The organism is Burkholderia sp. R-40 (assembly GCF_049942845.1).
Classification (GTDB): domain Bacteria; phylum Pseudomonadota; class Gammaproteobacteria; order Burkholderiales; family Burkholderiaceae; genus Burkholderia; species Burkholderia ambifaria.
This window is the reverse complement of sequence record NZ_CP187967.1, coordinates 2,478,130-2,497,658: the sequence shown is the minus strand read 5'-3', so window position 1 is coordinate 2,497,658 and position 19,529 is coordinate 2,478,130. Positions and strand designations below refer to the sequence as shown.

Sequence of the window (19,529 nt, the reverse complement as noted above, 5' to 3'; positions counted from 1 at the left end):
AATCATGACGGCAATCCAACACTTCTTTAAGACCTTCTTCCTGACGGAGCTGCTGAAAGGGCTCGCGCTGACCGGTCGCTATACGTTCCGGCGCAAGTTCACCGTGCAGTTCCCGGAAGAGAAGACTCCGATTTCGCCGCGCTTTCGCGGGCTGCATGCGCTGCGCCGCTACGAGAACGGCGAAGAGCGCTGCATCGCGTGCAAGCTCTGCGAGGCCGTGTGCCCCGCGCTGGCGATCACGATCGAATCGGAAACGCGTGCGGACAACACGCGCCGCACGACGCGCTATGACATCGACCTGACGAAGTGCATCTTCTGCGGTTTCTGCGAAGAGAGCTGCCCGGTCGATTCGATCGTCGAGACGCAGATTCTCGAGTATCACGGCGAAAAGCGCGGCGACCTGTATTTCACGAAGGAAATGCTGCTCGCGGTGGGCGATCGCTACGAGAAGGACATCGCTGCGGCCAAGGCCGCCGACGCGCCGTATCGTTGATTGTGTTTGCAGTGCCGGCCCGGCATGAACGGGTCGAGCCGCCGCGACGGGTGCGGCACGCGAGAGCGTCCCGCAAGCCGCGCCTGACTATGGCCTAACGATGAACCGGTAATCATGGAATTCACGACCGTACTGTTCTACATCTTCGCGCTGCTCCTGGTGGTATCAGGGCTGAAGGTGATCACTTCGCGCAACCCGGTGGCGTCTGCGCTTTTCCTTGTGCTGGCGTTCTTCAACGCCGCCGCGATCTGGATGCTGCTGGAAGCGGAGTTCCTCGCGATCCTGCTGGTGCTGGTGTACGTGGGCGCCGTGATGGTGCTGTTCCTGTTCGTCGTGATGATGCTGGACATCAACATCGATTACCTGCGCCGCGACTTCAAGCGCTTCGTGCCGATGGCAACGGTGGTCGGCGCGATCATCGTGGTCGAGACCGCGCTGATCCTGTGGCGCGGCTATGGCGACACGCACACGGTGCACGCGATGGCGACGGGCGCGATGGCCGACTGGTCGAACACGCGACTGATCGGCAAGGTGATCTACACCGACTACATCTTCGCGTTTGAAATCGCCGGCCTGGTGCTGCTGGTCGCGATCATCGCCGCGATCGGGCTGACCGAGCGCAAGGGCAAGGACAGCAAGCGCCAGCGCGTGTCGGATCAGGTCAAGGTGCGCCGCAACGACCGCGTGCGCCTCGTGAAGATGGAAGCGGAAAAGCCGCAGCCGGAAACGGCGCAGAGCGAAGCCGGTACGAGCACCAACGGCTAAGCGGAGGAAAAGAAACCATGCTGACTCTTGCTCACTACCTCGTACTCGGCGCGATCCTCTTTGCGATCGCGATCGTCGGGATTTTCCTGAACCGCCGCAACATCATCATCATCCTGATGGCGATCGAATTGATGCTGCTGGCGGTGAACACCAACTTCGTCGCGTTCTCGCACTACCTCGGCGATGTGCACGGCCAGATCTTCGTGTTCTTCGTGCTGACCGTCGCCGCAGCGGAAGCCGCGATCGGTCTCGCGATTCTGGTGACCCTGTTCCGTAAGCTCGACACGATCAATGTCGAGGATCTCGATCAGCTCAAAGGTTAATTTCAGGCAACGCTGTTATGTCAATGACACTCAATGAAAACCTGCTGCTGGCGATTCCGCTCGCTCCGCTGGCCGGCTCGCTGATTGCGGGGCTGTTCGGGAACGCAGTGGGGCGCAAGGGCGCACACCGGATCACGATCCTCGGCGTATTGATCGCGTTCCTCCTGTCGGCGAAAGTCTTCCTCGACGTGATGGGCGGCGCGAGCTTCAACGCGACCGTCTACGAATGGATGAACGTCGGCTCGCTGAAACTCGAAGTCGGCTTCCTCGTCGATTCGCTGACCGCGATGATGATGGTCGTCGTGACCTTCGTCTCGCTGATGGTGCACGTGTACACGATCGGCTACATGTCGGAGGAAGACGGCTACCAGCGCTTCTTCTCGTACATCTCGCTGTTCACGTTCTCGATGCTGATGCTCGTGATGAGCAACAACTTCCTGCAGCTGTTCTTCGGCTGGGAAGCGGTGGGTCTGGTGTCGTACCTGCTGATCGGCTTCTACTTCACGCGTGAGAGCGCGATCTACGCGAACATGAAGGCGTTCCTCGTGAACCGCGTGGGCGACTTCGGCTTCCTGCTGGGCATCGGCCTGCTGCTCGCGTTCGCGGGTTCGATGAACTACGGCGAAGTGTTCGCGAAGCGTGCCGAGCTCGCAAGCCTGCACTTCCCGGGCACCGACTGGGGCCTGCTGACCGTCGCCTGTATCTGCCTGTTCATCGGCGCGATGGGCAAGTCGGCACAGTTCCCGCTGCACGTGTGGCTGCCTGACTCGATGGAAGGCCCGACCCCGATCTCCGCGCTGATTCACGCGGCGACGATGGTGACGGCCGGCATCTTCATGGTGTCGCGCATGTCGCCGCTGTTCGAACTGTCGGATACCGCGCTGTCGTTCATCACGGTGATCGGCGCGATCACGGCACTGTTCATGGGCTTCCTCGGCATCATCCAGAACGACATCAAGCGCGTCGTCGCGTATTCGACGCTGTCGCAGCTCGGCTACATGACGGTCGCGCTCGGCGTGTCCGCGTACCCGGTCGCGCTGTTCCACCTGATGACGCACGCGTTCTTCAAGGCGCTGCTGTTCCTCGGCGCGGGCTCGGTCATTATGGGCATGCACCACGACCAGGACATCCGCAACATGGGCGGCCTGCGCAAGTACATGCCGATCACGTGGATTACGTCGCTGATCGGCTCGCTCGCGCTGATCGGCACGCCGTTCTTCTCGGGCTTCTACTCGAAGGACTCGATCATCGACGCGGTGAAGCTGTCGCACCTGCCGGGCTCGGGCTTCGCGTACTTCGCGGTCGTCGCGAGCGTGTTCGTCACGGCGCTGTACTCGTTCCGCATGTACTTCCTGGTGTTCCACGGCGAAGAGCGCTTCCGCAAGCCGAAGCATCCGGAATCGCCGATGGGCATGGCGGCCGCGCACGGCCACGACGATCACGGCCATGGCCACGGTCATGACGACCATGCGCACGAGCCGCACGAGACCCCGTGGGTCGTGTGGGTGCCGCTGGTCCTGCTGGCGATTCCGTCGGTGATCATCGGCGCGATCGCGATCGGCCCGATGCTGTTCGGCGACTTCTTCCAGCACGGCGTCGCATTCGACAAGGTGATCTTCATCGGCGCGAACCATCCGGCTCTGGCCGAGATGGCCGAAGAGTTCCACGGCTGGGTCGGCATGGGCCTGCACTCGGTGTCGGGCCTGCCGGTGTGGCTGGCGCTCGCCGGTGTCGTCGTCGCATGGTTCCTGTACCTGAAGCGTCCGGAGCTGCCGGCGTCGATCCGCCGCGCGTTCGGCCCGATCTACACGCTGCTGGACAACAAGTACTACATGGACAAGATCAACGAAGTGGTGTTCGCCCGTGGTTCGGTGGCGATCGGCCGCGGCCTCTGGAAGGAAGGTGACGTCGTCGTGATCGACGGCCTCGTCAACGGCAGCGCCCGGTTCATCGGCTGGTTCGCCGGCGTGATCCGCTTCCTCCAATCCGGTTACATCTATCACTACGCGTTCGCCATGATCATCGGCATGCTGGGGCTCCTGACCCTGTTTGTAACGCTCGGCGGCAAATAAGGCGGGGGGACAACACTAATGCACGCTTTTCCGATTCTCAGTACCGCGATCTGGCTGCCGATCGTTTTCGGCCTCCTCGTGCTCGCGGTGGGTAACGACAAAAATCCGGGGACGGCCCGCTGGGTCGCGCTGATCGGTTCGCTGCTCGGTCTCGCGGTCACGATCCCGCTGATCACAGGCTTCGACTCGAGCACGGCCGCGCTGCAGTTCGTCGAGAAGTCGACCTGGATCGAACGCTTCGACATCGCGTACCACCTCGGCGTCGACGGCATTTCGATGTGGTTCGTCGTGCTGACCGCGCTGATCACGGTGATCGTCGTGATCGCCGCGTGGGAAGTGATCACCGAGAACGTCGCGCAGTACCTCGCGGCCTTCCTGATCCTGTCCGGGATCATGATCGGCGTGTTCTCTGCGGCCGACGGCCTGCTGTTCTACGTGTTCTTCGAGGCGACCCTGATCCCGATGTACATCATCATCGGCGTGTGGGGCGGCCCGAACCGCGTGTATGCGGCATTCAAGTTCTTCCTGTACACGCTGGCCGGCTCGCTGCTGATGCTGGTCGCGCTGATCTACCTGTACACGCAGACGCATTCGTTCGACCTCGCGACGTGGCAGAACGCCAAGATCGCGATGACGCCGCAGATCCTGCTGTTCATTGCATTCTTCCTCGCGTTCGCGGTGAAGGTGCCGATGTGGCCGGTGCACACCTGGCTGCCGGACGCGCACGTGGAAGCGCCGACGGGCGGCTCGGTCGTGCTGGCGGCGATCATGCTGAAGCTCGGCGCGTACGGTTTCCTGCGTTTCTCGCTGCCGATCACGCCTGACGCAAGCCACTTCCTGGCACCGGTCGTGATCACGCTGTCGCTGATCGCGGTGATCTACATCGGCCTCGTCGCGATGGTGCAGGCCGACATGAAGAAGCTGGTCGCGTATTCGTCGATCGCGCACATGGGCTTCGTGACGCTCGGCTTCTTCATCTTCAACCAGCTCGGCGTCGAAGGCGCGATCATCCAGATGATCTCGCACGGCTTCGTGTCGGGTGCGATGTTCCTGTGCATCGGCGTGCTGTACGACCGCGTGCACTCGCGCCAGATCGCCGACTACGGCGGCGTCGTGAACGTGATGCCGAAGTTCGCGGCATTCGCGATGCTGTTCTCGATGGCCAACTGCGGCCTGCCGGGCACGTCGGGTTTCGTCGGCGAGTTCATGGTGATTCTCGCCGCCGTCCAGTACAACTTCTGGATCGCATTCGGCGCGGCATTCACGCTGATCCTCGGCGCCGCCTACACGCTGTGGATGTACAAGCGCGTGTACTTCGGCGCGGTCGCGAACGATCACGTCGCCAAGCTGAAGGACATCGGCCGTCGCGAATTCCTGATGCTGGCCGTGCTGGCCGCGTTCACGATGCTGATGGGCCTGTATCCGAAGCCTTTCACCGACGTGATGCACGTTTCCGTGGAAAACCTCCTCTCCCATGTCGGGCAGTCCAAACTGCCGCTGGCCCAGTAATCGCGAGCGGAGGAAATCAAGATCATGAACGCACCTATGAATGTCCTGTTGCCTGACGCGCTGGTGATGGTCGCCGTCGTCGTCGCATGGCTGAACGACACCTTTACCGGTGCCGCTGGCCGCCGCCTGACCTATCTGATCGCGGTGGTTTCGTCGGTCGTCGCCGGCGTGTGGTTCGCGGTGCAGGCGCTCGACCCGCACCAGTACTACTTCTTCTCGCGGATGGTCGTCGTCGACTCGTTCGCGAGCATGATGAAGGCCGTCGTGTCGATCGGCTTCGCGGTCTCGCTCGTCTATTCGCGCAAGTACCTCGAAGACCGCGACATGTTCCGCGGCGACGTCTTCCTGCTGGGCATGTTCTCGCTGCTCGGTCAATTGGTGATGGTGTCGGGCAACAACTTCCTGACGCTGTACCTCGGCCTCGAACTGATGTCGCTGTCGCTGTACGCGGTCATCGCGCTGCGCCGCGATGCGCCGCAGTCGAGCGAAGCCGCGATGAAGTACTACGTGCTGGGCGCGCTCGCGTCGGGCTTCGTGCTGTACGGCATCTCGATGCTCTATGGCGCGACCGGCTCGCTCGAGCTGGGCGAGGTGTACAAGGCGGTCGGCGGCAACACCGACGCAGCCGTGCTGATGTTCGGCGTGGTGTTCATCGTCGCCGGTATCGCGTTCAAGCTCGGCGCCGTGCCGTTCCACATGTGGGTGCCGGACGTCTACCAGGGCGCACCGACCGCGATGACGCTGTTCGTCGGCGGCGGCCCGAAGGTTGCCGCGTTCGCGTGGGGTCTGCGCTTCCTGGTGATGGGCCTGCTGCCGCTCGCCCAGAACTGGCAGACCGCGCTCGTGATCCTCGCCGCGCTGTCGCTGATCGTCGGTAACATCACCGGTATCGTCCAGCGCAACATCAAGCGGATGCTCGCGTACTCGGCGATCTCGAACATGGGCTTCGTGCTGCTCGGCCTGCTGGCCGGCATCGTGAAGGGCGACGCGGCCGCACCGGCGAACGCGTACAGCTCGGCGATGTTCTACGCGATCGTCTACCTGATCACGACGCTCGGCTCGTTCGGCGTGGTGATGCTGCTCGCGCGCCGCGATTTCGAAGCGGAGACGATCGACGACTTCAAGGGCCTCAACAAGCGCAGCCCGGTGTTCGCGTTCGTGATGATGGTCATGATGTTCTCGCTGGCCGGTATCCCGCCGACCGTCGGCTTCTACGCGAAGCTCGCGGTGCTCGAGGCGACCGTCAACGCGGGTCTCACGTGGCTCGCCGTGCTGGCGGTGATCACGTCGCTGTTCGGCGCGTTCTACTACCTGCGCATCGTCAAGCTGATGTACTTCGATGCGCCGCAGGACACGGCCCCGATCACCGGCGATTTCTGCAAGCGCACGATTCTCGCGCTGAATGGCGTCGCGGTCGTCGTGCTCGGCCTGTTCCCGAGCCACCTTCTGACGGCCTGCCTGCAGGCGATCCGTCATACGCTGCCGCTGTAATGTCGGCAGCCGGCTGGTTCATCGTGCTGTTGGCGCTCGTCTGCGCCAACGTGCCGTTCCTGAACCAACGCCTCTTCGCCGTCGTGCCGTTCGGCGCGACGAAGAAGAACGCGTGGGTTCGGATCGGCGAGCTGATCGTGCTGTATTTCGTCGTCGGCGCACTCGGCTTCTGGCTCGAGTCGCGCGCCGGCAACCGCTTCGAACAGGGCTGGCAGTTTTACGCGATCACCTTCAGTCTCTTTGTCGTGTTCGCGTTTCCCGGCTTCACGTTCCAGTATCTCGTCAAACGACGCTGACGGCTTCGGCCGTCGTGCTCATCCACGGAGCCGCCGATGGCCGAACTACCCAATCACGACGCCGCACTGACCGAAACCTGCCTCGAGAGCGAGGCGATTTTCGAAGGCTCGTTCCTCAAGCTCAAGCGCGATACCGTCCGTTTGCCGGACGGCAAGCGGGCCACGCGCGAATACGTTCAGCACCCGGGCGCGGTGATGGTGATCCCGCTGTTCGACGACGGCCGCGTGCTGATGGAAAGCCAGTATCGCTATCCGATCGGCAAGGTCATGGCCGAATTCCCGGCCGGCAAGCTCGATCCGGACGAAGGCGCGCTCGCCTGCGCGGTGCGCGAGCTGCGCGAGGAAACCGGCTACACGGCACGCGAATACGTGTTCCTGGCCCGGATTCATCCGATCATTTCCTACTCGACCGAATTCATCGACCTGTATCTCGCGCGCGGGCTGACGGCCGGCGAGCGCAAGCTCGACGAAGGCGAATTCCTTGAAACCTTCACGGCGACGCAGGCCGACCTGCAGGAATGGGTGCGCACGGGCCAGATCACCGACGTGAAGACGATCATCGGCATGATGTGGCTCGACAAGGTACTGTCCGGCACCTGGCCGCTCGGCCCGGTCGTGAAGCCCTGACCGCGCGTCAGCGGCGGGTGGGGCGCCGCGTTACAATCCGGTGACGCGGCCGCTTTCCGGCCGCGCGATCCGATTTAGCACGATCGTTCACAAAAGCGCGTTTTGCGCTACACTCGTCACACGCCCTGATTCACAGCATGAAGGTCCTCGATTTACAGTGCCCGCACGGTCATCGGTTCGAAGGCTGGTTCGCTTCCGCCGATGAGTTCGAAGCGCAGTTGTCCCGCAAGCTGGTCGAATGTCCGGTGTGCGGGACGACCGAGATCAACCGGATGCCGTCGGCGCCGCGCCTGAACCTGTCGGGTGCGACGCAGGCGCAGCCGGTCGATCCGCGTGCGCTGCAGGCGCAGGTGATGCGCGCGCTGCGCGAGGTGCTGGAGAAGACCGAGAATGTGGGCGAGCGCTTCGCCGAGGAAGCGCGGCGCATCCATTACAACGAGGCGCCGGCACGCAGCATTCGCGGCGTCACGACGCCGGAGGATGCGCAATCCTTGGTTGAAGAAGGCATCGACGTGATGCCGCTGCCGATTCCCGCCGCGCTGAAAGAACCGCTGCAATGACGTACGCAGTGGGTCCTGGCCGGGCCGGATGGCCGCGGTCAGGAGACACTGCGCATGGATCTGGATTATTCCCCCGCCGACGACGCGTTCCGCGTTGACGTCCGCGCCTGGCTCGAGGCCAATCTGCCTCACGCTCTGCGCGCCAAGGTACTCGATCACAAACGACTCGACCGCGAGGATTACGCGAGCTGGCACCGGATTCTCGGCCAGCGCGGCTGGTCCGCGCCCGCGTGGCCGGCTGAATACGGCGGCCCGGGCTGGAACGCGACGCAGCGGCACATCTGGGACGAGGAGTGCGCCCGCATCGGCGCGCCGACCGTGCTGCCGTTCGGCGTGTCGATGGTCGCGCCGGTGCTGATGAAATACGGCAGCGAAGCGCAGAAGCGCCACTATCTGCCGCGCATCCTCGACGGCACCGACTGGTGGTGTCAGGGCTATTCGGAGCCGGGCTCCGGGTCGGACCTCGCGTCGTTGCGCACCCGCGCCGAACGGCACGGCGATCACTACATCGTCAACGGCCAGAAGACCTGGACCACGCTCGGCCAGTTCGCGGACATGATGTTCTGCCTCGTGCGCACGGATCCGGCGGCGAAGAAGCAGGAGGGCATCTCGTTCCTGCTGATCGACATGGCGACGCCCGGCATCACGGTGCGTCCGATCATCACGCTCGACGAGGATCACGAGGTCAACGAGGTGTTCTTCGAGGACGTGAAGGTGCCGGTCGAGAACCTCGTCGGCGACGAAAACCGCGGCTGGACCTACGCGAAATACCTGCTGGGCCACGAGCGCACCGGTATCGCGCGCGTCGGCGCGTCGAAGCGCGAGCTCGTGTTCCTGAAGCGCGTGGCGTCGCACCAGCAGAAGAACGGCAAGCCGTTGCTCGCGGATCCCGTGTTTGCCGCGAAGGTCGCGGCGCTCGAGGTCGAGCTGATGGCGCTCGAGGTGACGGTGCTGCGCGTCGTGAGCCGCGAGACGAGCGGCAAGGGGCCGGGCCCCGAGGCGTCGATGCTGAAGATCAAGGGTACCGAGGTGCAGCAGGCGCTCACCGAGCTGATGTTCGAGGCGATCGGGCCGCTCGCGGCGCCGTTCGACGTGCCGTTCCTCGAGGGCGAGCGCGAACACAGCATCGCGGGCGACGACGATGCCGCGCCGCTCGCCGCGTACTACTTCAATTATCGGAAGACGTCGATCTACGGCGGCTCGAACGAGATTCAGAAGAACATCATCGCGCAGATGATTCTCGGGCTGTGATCAGGGAACGGAGACAACCATGGATTTCAGCTTTACCGATGAGCAGCAACAGTTCGCCGACGCGCTGCGCCGCTATCTCGGCGAGCAGTACGGTTTCGACGCGCGCCAGGCGATCGTGCGCAGCGATGCGGGCGTGTCGGACGCGCAATGGAGCGCATTCGCGGAGCTGGGCCTGACCGCGCTGCCCGTGCCGGAGGCTCAGGGCGGATTCGGCGGCGGCCCCGTCGACATGCTGGTCGCGATGCAGGAGCTCGGCCGCGCACTCGTGGTCGAGCCGTACTGGGCGACGGCGGTCGGCATCGAGGCGCTGCGGATCGCCGGGTCCGGCACGGGCGACGATGCCGCGCTGCTGGAAGCGGTCGCACAGGGGCAGAAGCGCCTGGCGGTCGCGTTTCACGAACCGCGGGCGCGCTACGACCTGTACGAACTCGGCACGCAGGCGCGCGAGCAGGGCGGCGCTTGCCGGCTGACCGGCACCAAGTCGGTCGTGCAGCACGGCGCACAGGCGCACGCGTGGATCGTGCCCGCGCGGGTCGACGGCGGCGGCATCGGCCTGTTCGTCGTCGAGCGCGACGCCGCGGGAGTGAAGCTCGTCGACTATCGGACGATCGACGGCCAGCGCGCCGCAACCATCGAGCTGCATGAAACGCCCGCGCGGCAACTGACCGGCGGCGCACGCGATGCAGCCGCGCTCGAGCAGATTGCCGATTACGCGACCTTCCTGCTCTGCGCGGAAGCGGTCGGCGCACTCGACGAACTGAACCGCGCGACGGTCGAATACACGAAGACGCGCGAACAGTTCGGCGTGCCGATCGCGCGTTTTCAGGCGCTGCAGCACCGGATGGTCGACATGCTGATTCACGCGGAGCAGGCGCGTTCGCTGACCTACCTGGCCGCGGTGCGTTACGCGGGCGGCGATGCCGATGCGCGGCGCAAGGCGGTGTCGGCCGCGAAGGCGCGGGTCGGCGCGGCAGCCCGCTTCGTCGGCCAGCAGGCCGTGCAACTGCACGGCGGCATGGGCGTGACCAACGAGGTCGCCGCCGCGCACTTGTTCAAGCGGCTGTCGATCATCGAGACGACCCTCGGCGACACCGATCACCACCTTGCGCGCATCGCGGCCCTGCCGGATTTCGCGCAGGCCGACGCGGCATGACGGCGACGCGCGAGCGCGCCACAGGAGACACACAGTGGGTATCAGTTACGAAGACCTTGAAGTCGGCAGTACGACCGAAATCGGCCGCTACACGTTCGAACCGGACGACATCAAGGCGTTCGCGCAACGCTACGATCCGCAGCCGTTCCATCTGGACGAGGAAGCCGGCAAGGCATCGCCGTTCGGCGGACTGGTCGCGAGCGGCTGGCATACGTGTTCGGTGTTCATGAGCCTCCTCGTCAAGAAGCTCGGGCCGGATTCGACCAGCATGGGCTCGCCCGGCATCGATTCGATCCGCTGGCTCAAGCCCGTGCGTGCCGGCGATACGATCACGATGCTCCAGAAGATCCACGACAAGCGCGTGTCGGCGAGCAAGCCTGACCGCGGCATCGTGTCGTCGGAGTGGATCGGCATCAACGGCGCCGGCGACACGGTGATCTCCGTGCATACCAAGGTGATCTTCGGGCTGCGCCATCCGCAAGGAGCGGGCGCATGACGGACGTGACATTGCCGCTGATCGCGTCGCCGCAGGCGCTCCATGCACAGGTCGGCGCGGAACCGCTGGCAAGCGGCTGGGTCGAGATCGACCAGCGTCGGGTCGACGGTTTCGCCGACGCGACGGGCGATCGCCAGTGGATCCACGTCGATCCCGAGCGCGCGCGGCGCGAGTCGCCGTTCGGCGGTCCGATCGCGCACGGATTCCTCACGCTGTCGCTGATTCCCGCGCTGATGGCCGAGGCGATGCGCTTCGAGCAGAAGATGGGCGTGAACTACGGACTGAATCGCGTGCGGTTCCTGAAGCCGGTGCCGGTCGGCACGCGTGTGCGCGCGCTGTTCGCGGTGAAGGAAACCGCGGAGGCCGCGCGGGGCGGCGTGCAGGTCACATGGTCGGTATCGATGCAGGCCGAGCGTCCCGACACGCCGTTGCTTGTTTGCGCGGCGGAATTCATTACGCTGCACTACTTCTGATGCGCGCGGCGGCATCGACGGATGCCGCCCGCGTTGCCCGCGCGTGCTGCTTCAGTGCTTCGCGTATTGCGTCGCGCCGAACAGCATCTCGCGCGCCTTGTCGTCCTGCAGTGCCTTGCGCATCGACGCGAGGACTTCGACGCCGCGCTGCACGGCCGGACGCGCGGCAATCGCTTCCTGCCAGCGCTTCACGTTCGGCAGTTCATCGAGCACGATGCCCTGGTTCTGCCACGAACGCGTCCACGGGAACGTCGCGATGTCCGCGATCGTGTACGTGTCGCCCGCGAGATATTCGGATTCGCCGAGGCGTTTTTCCATCACGTTGTACAGGCGCTTCGCTTCGTTCGTGTAGCGATTGACCGCGTATTCGATCTGCTCCGGCGCGTATAGGCGGAAGTGGTGCGCCTGCCCGAGCATCGGGCCGATGCCGCCCATCTGGAACATCAGCCATTCGAGCGTCGCGTACCGCCCGGCCGGGTCGGTCGGCAGGAACTTGCCGGTCTTTTCCGCAAGGTACACGAGGATCGCGCCCGATTCGAACAGCGAGATCGGCTTGCCGCCTGGGCCGTCCGCGTCGACGATCGCGGGGATCTTGTTGTTCGGGCTGATCTTCAGGAATTCAGGCTTGAACTGGTCGCCCGCACCGATATCGACCGGATGCACGCGATACGCGAGGCCCGTTTCCTCGAGCATGATGTGTACCTTGTGGCCGTTCGGGGTCGCCCAGCTGTAGACGTCGATCATCGTCAACTCCTTCGGTGCATGCACGAAAACGGCGCCGGCAGGACGCCGCGACAGGCGGTCATTAGAGCATGGATCGACGTGCGCTGCAGGCTGCGGGAAGGCGCGGCCGCGCGCCGGCGCACGCGTGTCGATGCGGCGCGGCGACGCCGTGCGAACAGCGGGATTGCGCGGATCAGCGCTTGTAGCGCGGCTGCCGTTTCTCGAGAAACGCGGTAATGCCTTCGAACGCGTCCGCATGATGCAGCGATGCGACGAAGTGATCGCGCTCGGTGCCGAGATGGGTTTCGAGCGGCTGCGCGGGCGCATCGTCGAGCAGCGACTTGATGCGCGTGAGTGCGTTCGGCGAGATGCCGGCAAGCGAGTCGGCCCACGCGAGCGCATCGGACAATGCGGCGCCGGGCACGGCGAGCCGATTGACGACGCCGAGCGCGTGCAGGCGTTCGGCCGCGACGGGCTTGCCTTCGAACAGGATTTCGGCGGCCAGCGCGCGCGGCAGCGCGCGGGCGAGGAACCACGAGCCGCCGCCGTCGGGCGTGAGGCCGACGCGCGCATACGACATCACGAACTTCGCGTCGTGTGCGGCGACGATCAGGTCGCACGCGAGCGCGAGCGAGAAGCCCGCGCCGGCCGCCGCCCCTTCGACCGCCGCGATCACGGGTTTCGTCGATGCGCGGATCGCCGTGATCCACGCGCCGAGCTGATCGATGCTGTCGGCCTGGTAGGACGGATCCTTCGAGCGGTTCTCGAGCAGCCGGTTCAGGTTGCCGCCCGCGCAAAAGAAACGATCGGCGCCCGTGAGCACGACCGCGCGAATCGCGGGATCGCGCTCGGCGGTGGCGAGCGCTTCGACGCCGGCCGCATACATGTCGGGATGCAGCGCATTTCGCGCGCCGGGATTGGACAGCGTGAGGACGAGCGTCGATTCGCTCTCGGGCGGACGCGAGGCCAGCAGTTCAGCACTCATGCGGGGGTGTCTCCATCGGATGGCGAGGCTGCGGCGCCGCGTTGCGCGGGCTCGTGCGCATACCCGCGAGGGCGCTGCCGCAGCGGATGCATTGTTGTCGTGACGGACATCAAACTGCTTTAGACTAGCACGAACGTGCTTTTCAGCGCGACGAATCTGGTGCGGCCGGCGTCGCTGCGGCCGCGCTCCCGCAACGAAGGAGACTCCGATGCTACAGCTGTGCGGTATTCCGTTGTCCAACTATTACAACAAGGTGAAGTTCGTCCTGCTCGAACATGACATCCCGTTCGAGGAAGCGACATGCACGTTGCCGGTCAGCGATCCTGCATTGCTCGCCGATTCGCCGCTCGGCAAGATTCCGTTCCTGAAGACGGAAGAGGGTGCGCTGTTCGAGTCGCAGGTGATCATCGAGTATCTGGCCGCGCGTTATCCCGACAAGGCCATTTTTCCGGCGGGGCCGTTCGCGGCCGCGAAGGTGCGCGAACTCGTCGAGACGCTCGAGCTGTATCTCGAATGGCCCGCGCGCGAGGTCTATACGGAAGCGTTTTTCGGCGGCAAGGTCAGCGACGGGACCAAGGCGCATGTCGAGAAGCGGCTGCCGCGTGCGATCGATGCATTCAAGCGGATGACGCAATTCTCGCCCTACGTGCTCGGCGACACATTTGGTCTGGCGGACATCGCCGCATCGGTCCACCTGCCGGTGATCGGGATGGCGACGAAGGCCATCTTCGGCCGCGATTTCCTGCTCGACGCCGGCATCGACTGGAAGGCGCACGCGAAGCTGGTGGGTGAGCGGCCGGCCGCGCAGCGCGTGGCGGCCGATCGCAAGGCCTATGTCGAGGCGACGGCCGCCGCGCGTCAGTAAGCGCGACGCGCACACGGCACGGGCCGCGCGTGGCCGCCCGTGCCGGACTTACAGGCGCGCGAGCCGTTCGAGTGCGGACGCGAGCGTGCTTTCCTGTTTCGCGAAGCAGAAGCGCACGACGCCCGATTCGTGCGGCTCGTGATAGAACGCCGACACCGGAATCGCCGCCACGCCGATTTCCGACGTGAGCCACTTCGAGAATTCCGCTTCGGGCAGGTCGCTGATCGCCGAATAGTCGACGCACTGGAAGTACGTGCCCGTGCACGGCAGCAGCTTGAAGCGCGTGCGTTCGAGGCCGGCGCGGAAGAAGTCGCGCTTCTTCTGGTAGAAGCCGGGCAGTGTCAGGTACGGTGCCGGGTCGCGCAGGTAGTCGGCGAGCCCGATCTGCGTCGGCGTGTTCACCGTGAACACGTTGAACTGATGGACCTTGCGGAACTCCGCCATCAGTGCGGCAGGCGCTGCGACATAGCCGACCTTCCAGCCCGTCACGTGGTAAGTCTTCCCGAAGCTCGACACGATGAAACTGCGCTCGGCCAATTCCGGGTAGCGCGCGACGCTCTCGTGCCGGGCGCCGTCGTAGACCATGTGCTCGTACACTTCATCGGACAGGATCAACACGTTGGTGCCGCGCACGATCTCCTCGAGCTTGCGCATGTCGGCCTCGCGCCACACGGTGCCGGTCGGATTGTGCGGCGTGTTGATCATGATCATCCGCGTCTTCGGCGTGATCGCGGCGGCGAGACGATCGAACGGGATCGCGTAGTCGGGCGCCTCCAGCGTGACGAACACCGGCTTGCCGCCGGCGAGTTCGATCGACGGCAGGTAGCTGTCGTAGGTCGGCTCGACGACGATCACTTCGTCGCCCGGATGCACCGCGCACAGGATCGCCGTCAGCAGTGCCTGCGTCGCGCCGGCCGTCACCGTGATCTCGGTAGCCGGATCGTAGCGCCGGCCGTAGACCTGCGCGATCTTGTCGGCGATCGCGTCACGCAGCGGCGCGACGCCCGCCATCGGCGGATACTGGTTGTGGCCGTTGCGCATCGCGGCCGCGACCGCGTCGACGATGCGCGGATCACAGTCGAAATCCGGGAAGCCCTGGCCGAGATTCACGGCGCCTTTCTCGGCGGCGAGCGCGCTCATGACCGTGAAGATCGTGGTGCCGACGTTCGGCAGGCGCGATGGGAAAACGGGATTCGTAGGCATGTCGGAAGGAGCGTTCATCGATACGGTCGCAGCGTGTTGCGTCGGCCCGTCAGGCCGGCGTGGTGGGGAGGGCCGACGCGGCATCGAGCGCGCAGGCTTCGGTAAACGGCGCGGGCTGCGCGATCCGGAAGCCGAAGTCGCGTGCGGTGCGCTTCGCGAGCTTGAGCAGCGCACGGTCCTTCGACACGAGCCAGTCGGCCTGCGCGGCGCGCGCGAGCTCGAGAAACTTCTGATCGTCGCGGTCCTTGCACTTCGGCAGCGGCGGCGCGTCGGCGTCGACGGGCGGCGGCTCGACGCGGCTCGTCAGGCGTGCGACGGTCGCGAGCGCTTCGGCCTTGTCGATCGCGCGCTCGCGGAACTGCGGGTAGTCGAGCACGAGCTCGAGTTCGTTCAGGCAGCGGCCGTCGATCACGGCGGCCAGCGTGCCGCGTTCGAGCGCAGCCCGGATCGGGCGTGTGGCAGGGTCGTCGAATACGAGTATGTCGATCCAGACGTTCGAGTCGAGCACGACGCGATGTGCGGCATGCGGGGCGGAGGAGCGGGTCATTCGTTACAATCGGTGGTTTTCGTCTGACCGCAAGGCACGGCGTGCCAGCGAGCCTCTATGATAATCGTTCTCTCTCCTGCCAAATCCCTCGACTACGATACGCCCGCCCACGTCCCGTCTTACACGAAGCCTGCATTCGTCGACGATGCGTCGGAACTGATCGACGGCCTGCGCAAGCTGTCGCCGCAGGACATCGCGACGCTGATGGACATTTCCGACCCGCTCGCGCGCCTGAACTTCCAGCGCTACGCGGACTGGTCGCCGACCTTCTCGCCGGCGAATGCGAAGCAGGCGGTGCTCGCGTTCAACGGTGACGTGTACGAAGGGTTCGATGCCAAATCGCTGTCGGCTGCCGATCTCGACTACGCGCAGCACCACGTGCGCGTGCTGTCGGGCCTGTACGGACTGCTGCGTCCGCTCGACCTGCTGCAGCCGTACCGGCTCGAGATGGGCACCCGTTTCGCGAACGCGCGCGGCAAGGATCTGTATGCGTTCTGGGGCGACCGGATCACGCGTGCGCTGAACGAGCAGCTCGAGACGCGCAGCGGCGCGGCGCGCGTGCTGGTCAACTGCGCGTCGACCGAGTACTTCAAGTCGGTCAAGCCGAAACTGCTGGCCGCACCGGTCGTCACGCCGGTGTTCGAGGACTGGAAGGGCGGCCGCTACAAGATCATCAGCTTCCACGCGAAGCGCGCCCGTGGCCTGATGGCGCGCTATATCGTCGAGAACCGCATCGCCGAACCGGCGGCGCTGAAGGATTTCGCGATGGAAGACTACGCGTTCGACGCTGCTGCATCGAACGATTCGACTTACGTATATCGCCGGCGCATCGGCGAGTGACCCTGGCGGCCGTTCACGAGACGGCCGGCGCATGCATGCGGCCGGGCAGGCGGCACACCGCCCGTTGCGCTCGACAGCTTTGCATGGGCCCGGAGTAAGTGCTGAAGCACTAACTCCGGTCGACAGTGGAGAGACAGATGACCCTTTCGATCACCAGCAATTTCGACGCGGGCGCCATCGACGTCGTATCGTGCGACAGCCCGGACGCGATCCGGCTGCGCGTGCGCGGCGACAACCGCTCGGAATTCGCCCAATGGTTCTACTACCGCCTCACGGGCGCACGCGGCGAGCGTTGCGTGATGTCGTTCGAGAATGCGGCCGAATGCGCGTATCCGTCGGGATGGCGCAACTACAGCGCGGTCGCGAGCTACGATCGCGTCGACTGGTTCCGCGTGCCGACGACCTTCGACGGCAAGACGATGACCATCGACCATACGCCCGAGTTCGACAGCATCTACTACGCGTATTTCGAGCCGTATTCGGAAGAGCGCCACGCGGCGTTCCTCGGCGCGATCCAGCAATTGCCGCAGGCGCGCGTCGTCGAGCTTGGCCGCACGGTCGAAGGTCGTCCGATGTCGTTGCTGACGCTCGGTACGCCGGAAGTCGACGGCGCACCGAAGAAGAAGGTGTGGGTCATCGCGCGTCAGCACCCCGGCGAGACGATGGCCGAATGGTTCATCGAAGGGCTCGTCAAGCGGCTGGCCGGCTGGGGCGATTGGGCGGGCGATCCGGTCGCGCGCAAGCTTTACGATCGCGCGACGTTCTACATCGTCCCGAACATGAATCCGGACGGCAGCGTGCACGGCAACCTGCGCACCAACGCGGCGGGCGCGAACCTGAACCGCGAGTGGATGGAGCCCGATGCCGAGCGCAGCCCCGAAGTGCTGGCCGTGCGCGATGCGATCCACGCGATCGGCTGCGACATGTTCTTCGACATTCACGGCGACGAGGATCTGCCGTACGTGTTCGTCGCGGGTTCGGAGATGCTGCCGAGCTTCACCGAGCAGCAGCGCAAGGAGCAGACCGCGTTCATCGATGCGTTCAAGGTCGCGAGCCCGGATTTCCAGACCGAGCACGGCTACGCGGCGAGCAAGTACAAGGAAGACGCGCTCAAGCTCGCATCGAAGTACATCGGCCACCAGTTCGGGTGCCTGTCGCTGACGCTCGAGATGCCGTTCAAGGACAACGCGAACCTGCCCGACGAGCGGGTCGGCTGGAACGGCGAACGCAGTGCGGCGCTGGGTGCCGCGATGCTGGCGGCGATCCTGGTGCACGTCGACACGTTCGCGTAAGCGCATCGCCGTCGACATGAAGAAAGCCGGCGCATCGTGCGATGCGCCGGCTTTTTCGCTTCTGTCGTTGCTGCTGCCGTCCGATCAGGACTTCTTCGCGGTTTTCTTCTTCACGACTTTCTTCTGGCCGCTTGATTTCTTCGTTGCGGCGGCTTTCTTGCCGGTGCGGCTCGTTGCCTTGACCTTGCCGCGGTGCGACTTGCCCGTGAACTTCTTCGTCGACGACGACGGACGCTCGACGCGCGGTTTCAACGGCGGCACCGGATCGTTCCAGCTGAACGCAAGCATTTGCTGACCGACATAGCCGCAGCGAAATTTCAGCGGTGTCGGGTCGCTGCCGTCGCTGTGGATGCCGAGGCCGTCGACGGTGACGATGTTGTCCACCTTTACGCGCTGTTTGCCCTGATCGAACGAATCGTTCCACGGCGTGATCGCCGCGTTGCCGCTTTCGAACGCCTTCGGCGCGAAGTCGACGCGATCGAAGGCCGACGACGTGCTGGCGATGAAGCTACCGTGCGCCGCACAATCGGCGACGATCGGATCGGCATGCATCTCGTTGACGAATTTGTTGATCAGTTCGGAGCGCTGGTCGAGGAGGTCGGCGAATACCGGTGCCGGAAGCGCAAGCGACAGGCCGGCGACACAGGCTGCCAGCTTGCCGAGCGCCCGGAAAATCCGGAGCGAGGCAGGAGAGCTGTCCATCTGGTTATTGGTGAGGAGCGAATGAGGCATCGGGCAGGTATAGATGCCCGATGAAGAACAGGAGTTCAATCTTAGCGTAAAAAAGTTGGGCGGCAGTAGGTGCCGCACTCTCCCGCGCTGCGCAAGCGGATCGGTGCGTGTGCCGATCGCATCGGAACCGGCGCCCTCAGGCGCGTGGGCCGCCGAGACGATAGCGCCGCACGTCGAACGTGGTGACCCACGCCGGACGATAGACGGCGATGAGCGCGGTGGCCATGCCGGTGAACCACGCTTCGCCGAGCGCGAGCAGCGCGGTGTTGAGCAGATAGCCGGCGGGAATCACGACGGGCACGCCGTCCGCGAGCGCGAGCTGGACGCCGGCCGCGGCCGCGGCAACCGCGACGATCGCGATAGCCGGAGAAAGGAATCCCTGGCCGGTGATGAACGATGTGAGGTTATGCGGGAGCCACGCGATCACGGCGCGCTGCAGCAACGCGGACACGGCCACCGGTAGCGCGCCGTAGATCAGATAGGTGAGGCCGATGCCGTGCCACGGCGCATCGAAGACGATCGCGGCGATGCCCGTGACGGCACCCATCGCGATCAGCGCAAGCGTCCAGTCGAACAGCGTGACGAGCAGCGTCGCGCCGAGCAGGTGCATGACGATGCCGTCCTCGAGCCATGCATTCGAGGCCCACAGAACCGTGATCGCGGTGACGAGCGCGAGCCACACGTGCTGGAGCGTTGCGTCCTGCAGGCGGACGAAGGGACGATTCCAGAGCGCGAGCGCGAGCAGAGCCACGGCGCCGATCCAGCCGCCGATGCCAACCCAGAGCGGAAGCGGTGTGAAAAGAAAACCCATGCGTCCATATTACTCGTTGAGC

The 19,529-nt window shown here is 64.8% G+C and carries 22 protein-coding genes; 16 read left to right on the top strand and 6 right to left on the bottom strand.

The features are described 5' to 3' along the window. The first annotated feature begins 4 nt into the window (after positions 1-4). From nuoI to ACP26O_RS11500, 13 genes are all read left to right on the top strand, one after another. A complete protein-coding gene (gene nuoI / locus ACP26O_RS11560; RefSeq protein WP_006398806.1) occupies positions 5-493 on the top strand; it encodes an NADH-quinone oxidoreductase subunit NuoI in 489 nt (162 codons plus the stop codon). Positions 494-607: 114 nt separating this feature from the next. After that, positions 608-1,258 carry an NADH-quinone oxidoreductase subunit J gene (locus tag ACP26O_RS11555; protein ID WP_006750464.1) on the top strand — a complete coding sequence of 217 codons (651 nt, stop codon included), beginning with the start codon at positions 608-610 and terminating at the stop codon, positions 1,256-1,258. Positions 1,259-1,275: 17 nt separating this feature from the next. Continuing rightward, the gene (nuoK, locus tag ACP26O_RS11550) at positions 1,276-1,581 is read left to right on the top strand and encodes an NADH-quinone oxidoreductase subunit NuoK (protein ID WP_004185739.1); all 306 of its coding nucleotides are present in this window, start codon (positions 1,276-1,278) and stop codon (positions 1,579-1,581) included. Between the two features lie 17 nt (positions 1,582-1,598). After that, complete coding sequence (nuoL, locus tag ACP26O_RS11545) at positions 1,599-3,653, top strand: NADH-quinone oxidoreductase subunit L (protein ID WP_175664984.1); 2,055 nt, start codon at positions 1,599-1,601, stop codon at positions 3,651-3,653. 18 nt (positions 3,654-3,671) lie between these two features. Further along, positions 3,672-5,162, top strand: a complete 1,491-nt coding sequence (locus tag ACP26O_RS11540) for an NADH-quinone oxidoreductase subunit M (protein ID WP_175660173.1) — start codon at positions 3,672-3,674, stop codon at positions 5,160-5,162. Between the two features lie 36 nt (positions 5,163-5,198). After that, the gene (gene nuoN, locus ACP26O_RS11535; protein ID WP_175660429.1) at positions 5,199-6,653 is read left to right on the top strand and encodes an NADH-quinone oxidoreductase subunit NuoN; all 1,455 of its coding nucleotides are present in this window, start codon (positions 5,199-5,201) and stop codon (positions 6,651-6,653) included. Further along, positions 6,653-6,949: a DUF2818 family protein gene (locus ACP26O_RS11530; protein WP_006756909.1), complete on the top strand. Its 297-nt coding sequence runs from the start codon at positions 6,653-6,655 to the stop codon at positions 6,947-6,949. Before nuoN ends, ACP26O_RS11530 begins: the two co-directional genes overlap by 1 nt. Before the next feature lie 36 nt (positions 6,950-6,985). Continuing rightward, a complete protein-coding gene (locus ACP26O_RS11525) occupies positions 6,986-7,576 on the top strand; it encodes an NUDIX domain-containing protein (protein WP_012364314.1) in 591 nt (196 codons plus the stop codon). A gap of 137 nt (positions 7,577-7,713) precedes the next feature. Beyond that, complete coding sequence (locus tag ACP26O_RS11520; RefSeq protein ID WP_059499251.1) at positions 7,714-8,136, top strand: DUF1178 family protein; 423 nt, start codon at positions 7,714-7,716, stop codon at positions 8,134-8,136. Positions 8,137-8,190: 54 nt separating this feature from the next. Continuing rightward, positions 8,191-9,387, top strand: a complete 1,197-nt coding sequence (locus ACP26O_RS11515; protein WP_105830693.1) for an acyl-CoA dehydrogenase family protein — start codon at positions 8,191-8,193, stop codon at positions 9,385-9,387. Between the two features lie 19 nt (positions 9,388-9,406). Next, positions 9,407-10,540 (top strand): acyl-CoA dehydrogenase family protein, encoded by a 1,134-nt coding sequence (locus ACP26O_RS11510; protein ID WP_175664983.1) that lies wholly within the window; start codon positions 9,407-9,409, stop codon positions 10,538-10,540. A gap of 34 nt (positions 10,541-10,574) precedes the next feature. Beyond that, positions 10,575-11,036 (top strand): MaoC family dehydratase, encoded by a 462-nt coding sequence (locus ACP26O_RS11505; RefSeq protein WP_011657473.1) that lies wholly within the window; start codon positions 10,575-10,577, stop codon positions 11,034-11,036. Further along, complete coding sequence (locus ACP26O_RS11500) at positions 11,033-11,509, top strand: MaoC family dehydratase (RefSeq protein ID WP_175664982.1); 477 nt, start codon at positions 11,033-11,035, stop codon at positions 11,507-11,509. Before ACP26O_RS11505 ends, ACP26O_RS11500 begins: the two co-directional genes overlap by 4 nt. A 51-nt stretch (positions 11,510-11,560) precedes the next feature. On the opposite strand, the gene ACP26O_RS11495 is transcribed toward ACP26O_RS11500, so the two are convergent. Continuing rightward, complete coding sequence (locus tag ACP26O_RS11495; protein ID WP_175660170.1) at positions 11,561-12,253, bottom strand: glutathione binding-like protein; 693 nt, start codon at positions 12,251-12,253, stop codon at positions 11,561-11,563. A 172-nt stretch (positions 12,254-12,425) separates the two neighbouring features. After that, complete coding sequence (locus tag ACP26O_RS11490) at positions 12,426-13,217, bottom strand: oxepin-CoA hydrolase, alternative type (protein WP_126228218.1); 792 nt, start codon at positions 13,215-13,217, stop codon at positions 12,426-12,428. 208 nt (positions 13,218-13,425) lie between these two features. On the opposite strand from ACP26O_RS11490, the gene ACP26O_RS11485 reads away from it, so the two are divergent. Further along, positions 13,426-14,082 (top strand): glutathione S-transferase, encoded by a 657-nt coding sequence (locus ACP26O_RS11485; protein WP_175664981.1) that lies wholly within the window; start codon positions 13,426-13,428, stop codon positions 14,080-14,082. 48 nt (positions 14,083-14,130) lie between these two features. Here the strand turns inward: ACP26O_RS11485 and ACP26O_RS11480 are convergent, their stop codons facing one another. Beyond that, positions 14,131-15,303 carry a pyridoxal phosphate-dependent aminotransferase gene (locus tag ACP26O_RS11480; RefSeq protein WP_175664980.1) on the bottom strand — a complete coding sequence of 391 codons (1,173 nt, stop codon included), beginning with the start codon at positions 15,301-15,303 and terminating at the stop codon, positions 14,131-14,133. 31 nt (positions 15,304-15,334) lie between these two features. Next, positions 15,335-15,832, bottom strand: a complete 498-nt coding sequence (locus tag ACP26O_RS11475) for a putative toxin-antitoxin system toxin component, PIN family (protein WP_105830687.1) — start codon at positions 15,830-15,832, stop codon at positions 15,335-15,337. Positions 15,833-15,889: 57 nt separating this feature from the next. On the opposite strand from ACP26O_RS11475, the gene yaaA reads away from it, so the two are divergent. Together yaaA and ACP26O_RS11465 are read left to right on the top strand one after the other, a co-directional pair. Then, entirely contained in the window at positions 15,890-16,672 is a 783-nt protein-coding gene (gene yaaA / locus ACP26O_RS11470; protein WP_175660166.1) for a peroxide stress protein YaaA, read from the top strand. A gap of 137 nt (positions 16,673-16,809) precedes the next feature. Next, complete coding sequence (locus ACP26O_RS11465) at positions 16,810-17,964, top strand: M14 family metallopeptidase (RefSeq protein ID WP_175664978.1); 1,155 nt, start codon at positions 16,810-16,812, stop codon at positions 17,962-17,964. Between the two features lie 84 nt (positions 17,965-18,048). On the opposite strand, the gene ACP26O_RS11460 is transcribed toward ACP26O_RS11465, so the two are convergent. Together ACP26O_RS11460 and ACP26O_RS11455 are read right to left on the bottom strand one after the other, a co-directional pair. Continuing rightward, a complete protein-coding gene (locus tag ACP26O_RS11460) occupies positions 18,049-18,696 on the bottom strand; it encodes a BspC domain-containing protein (RefSeq protein ID WP_041491223.1) in 648 nt (215 codons plus the stop codon). Positions 18,697-18,832: 136 nt separating this feature from the next. Continuing rightward, entirely contained in the window at positions 18,833-19,507 is a 675-nt protein-coding gene (locus ACP26O_RS11455) for an energy-coupling factor ABC transporter permease (protein WP_126228213.1), read from the bottom strand. Positions 19,508-19,529: the final 22 nt, after the last annotated feature.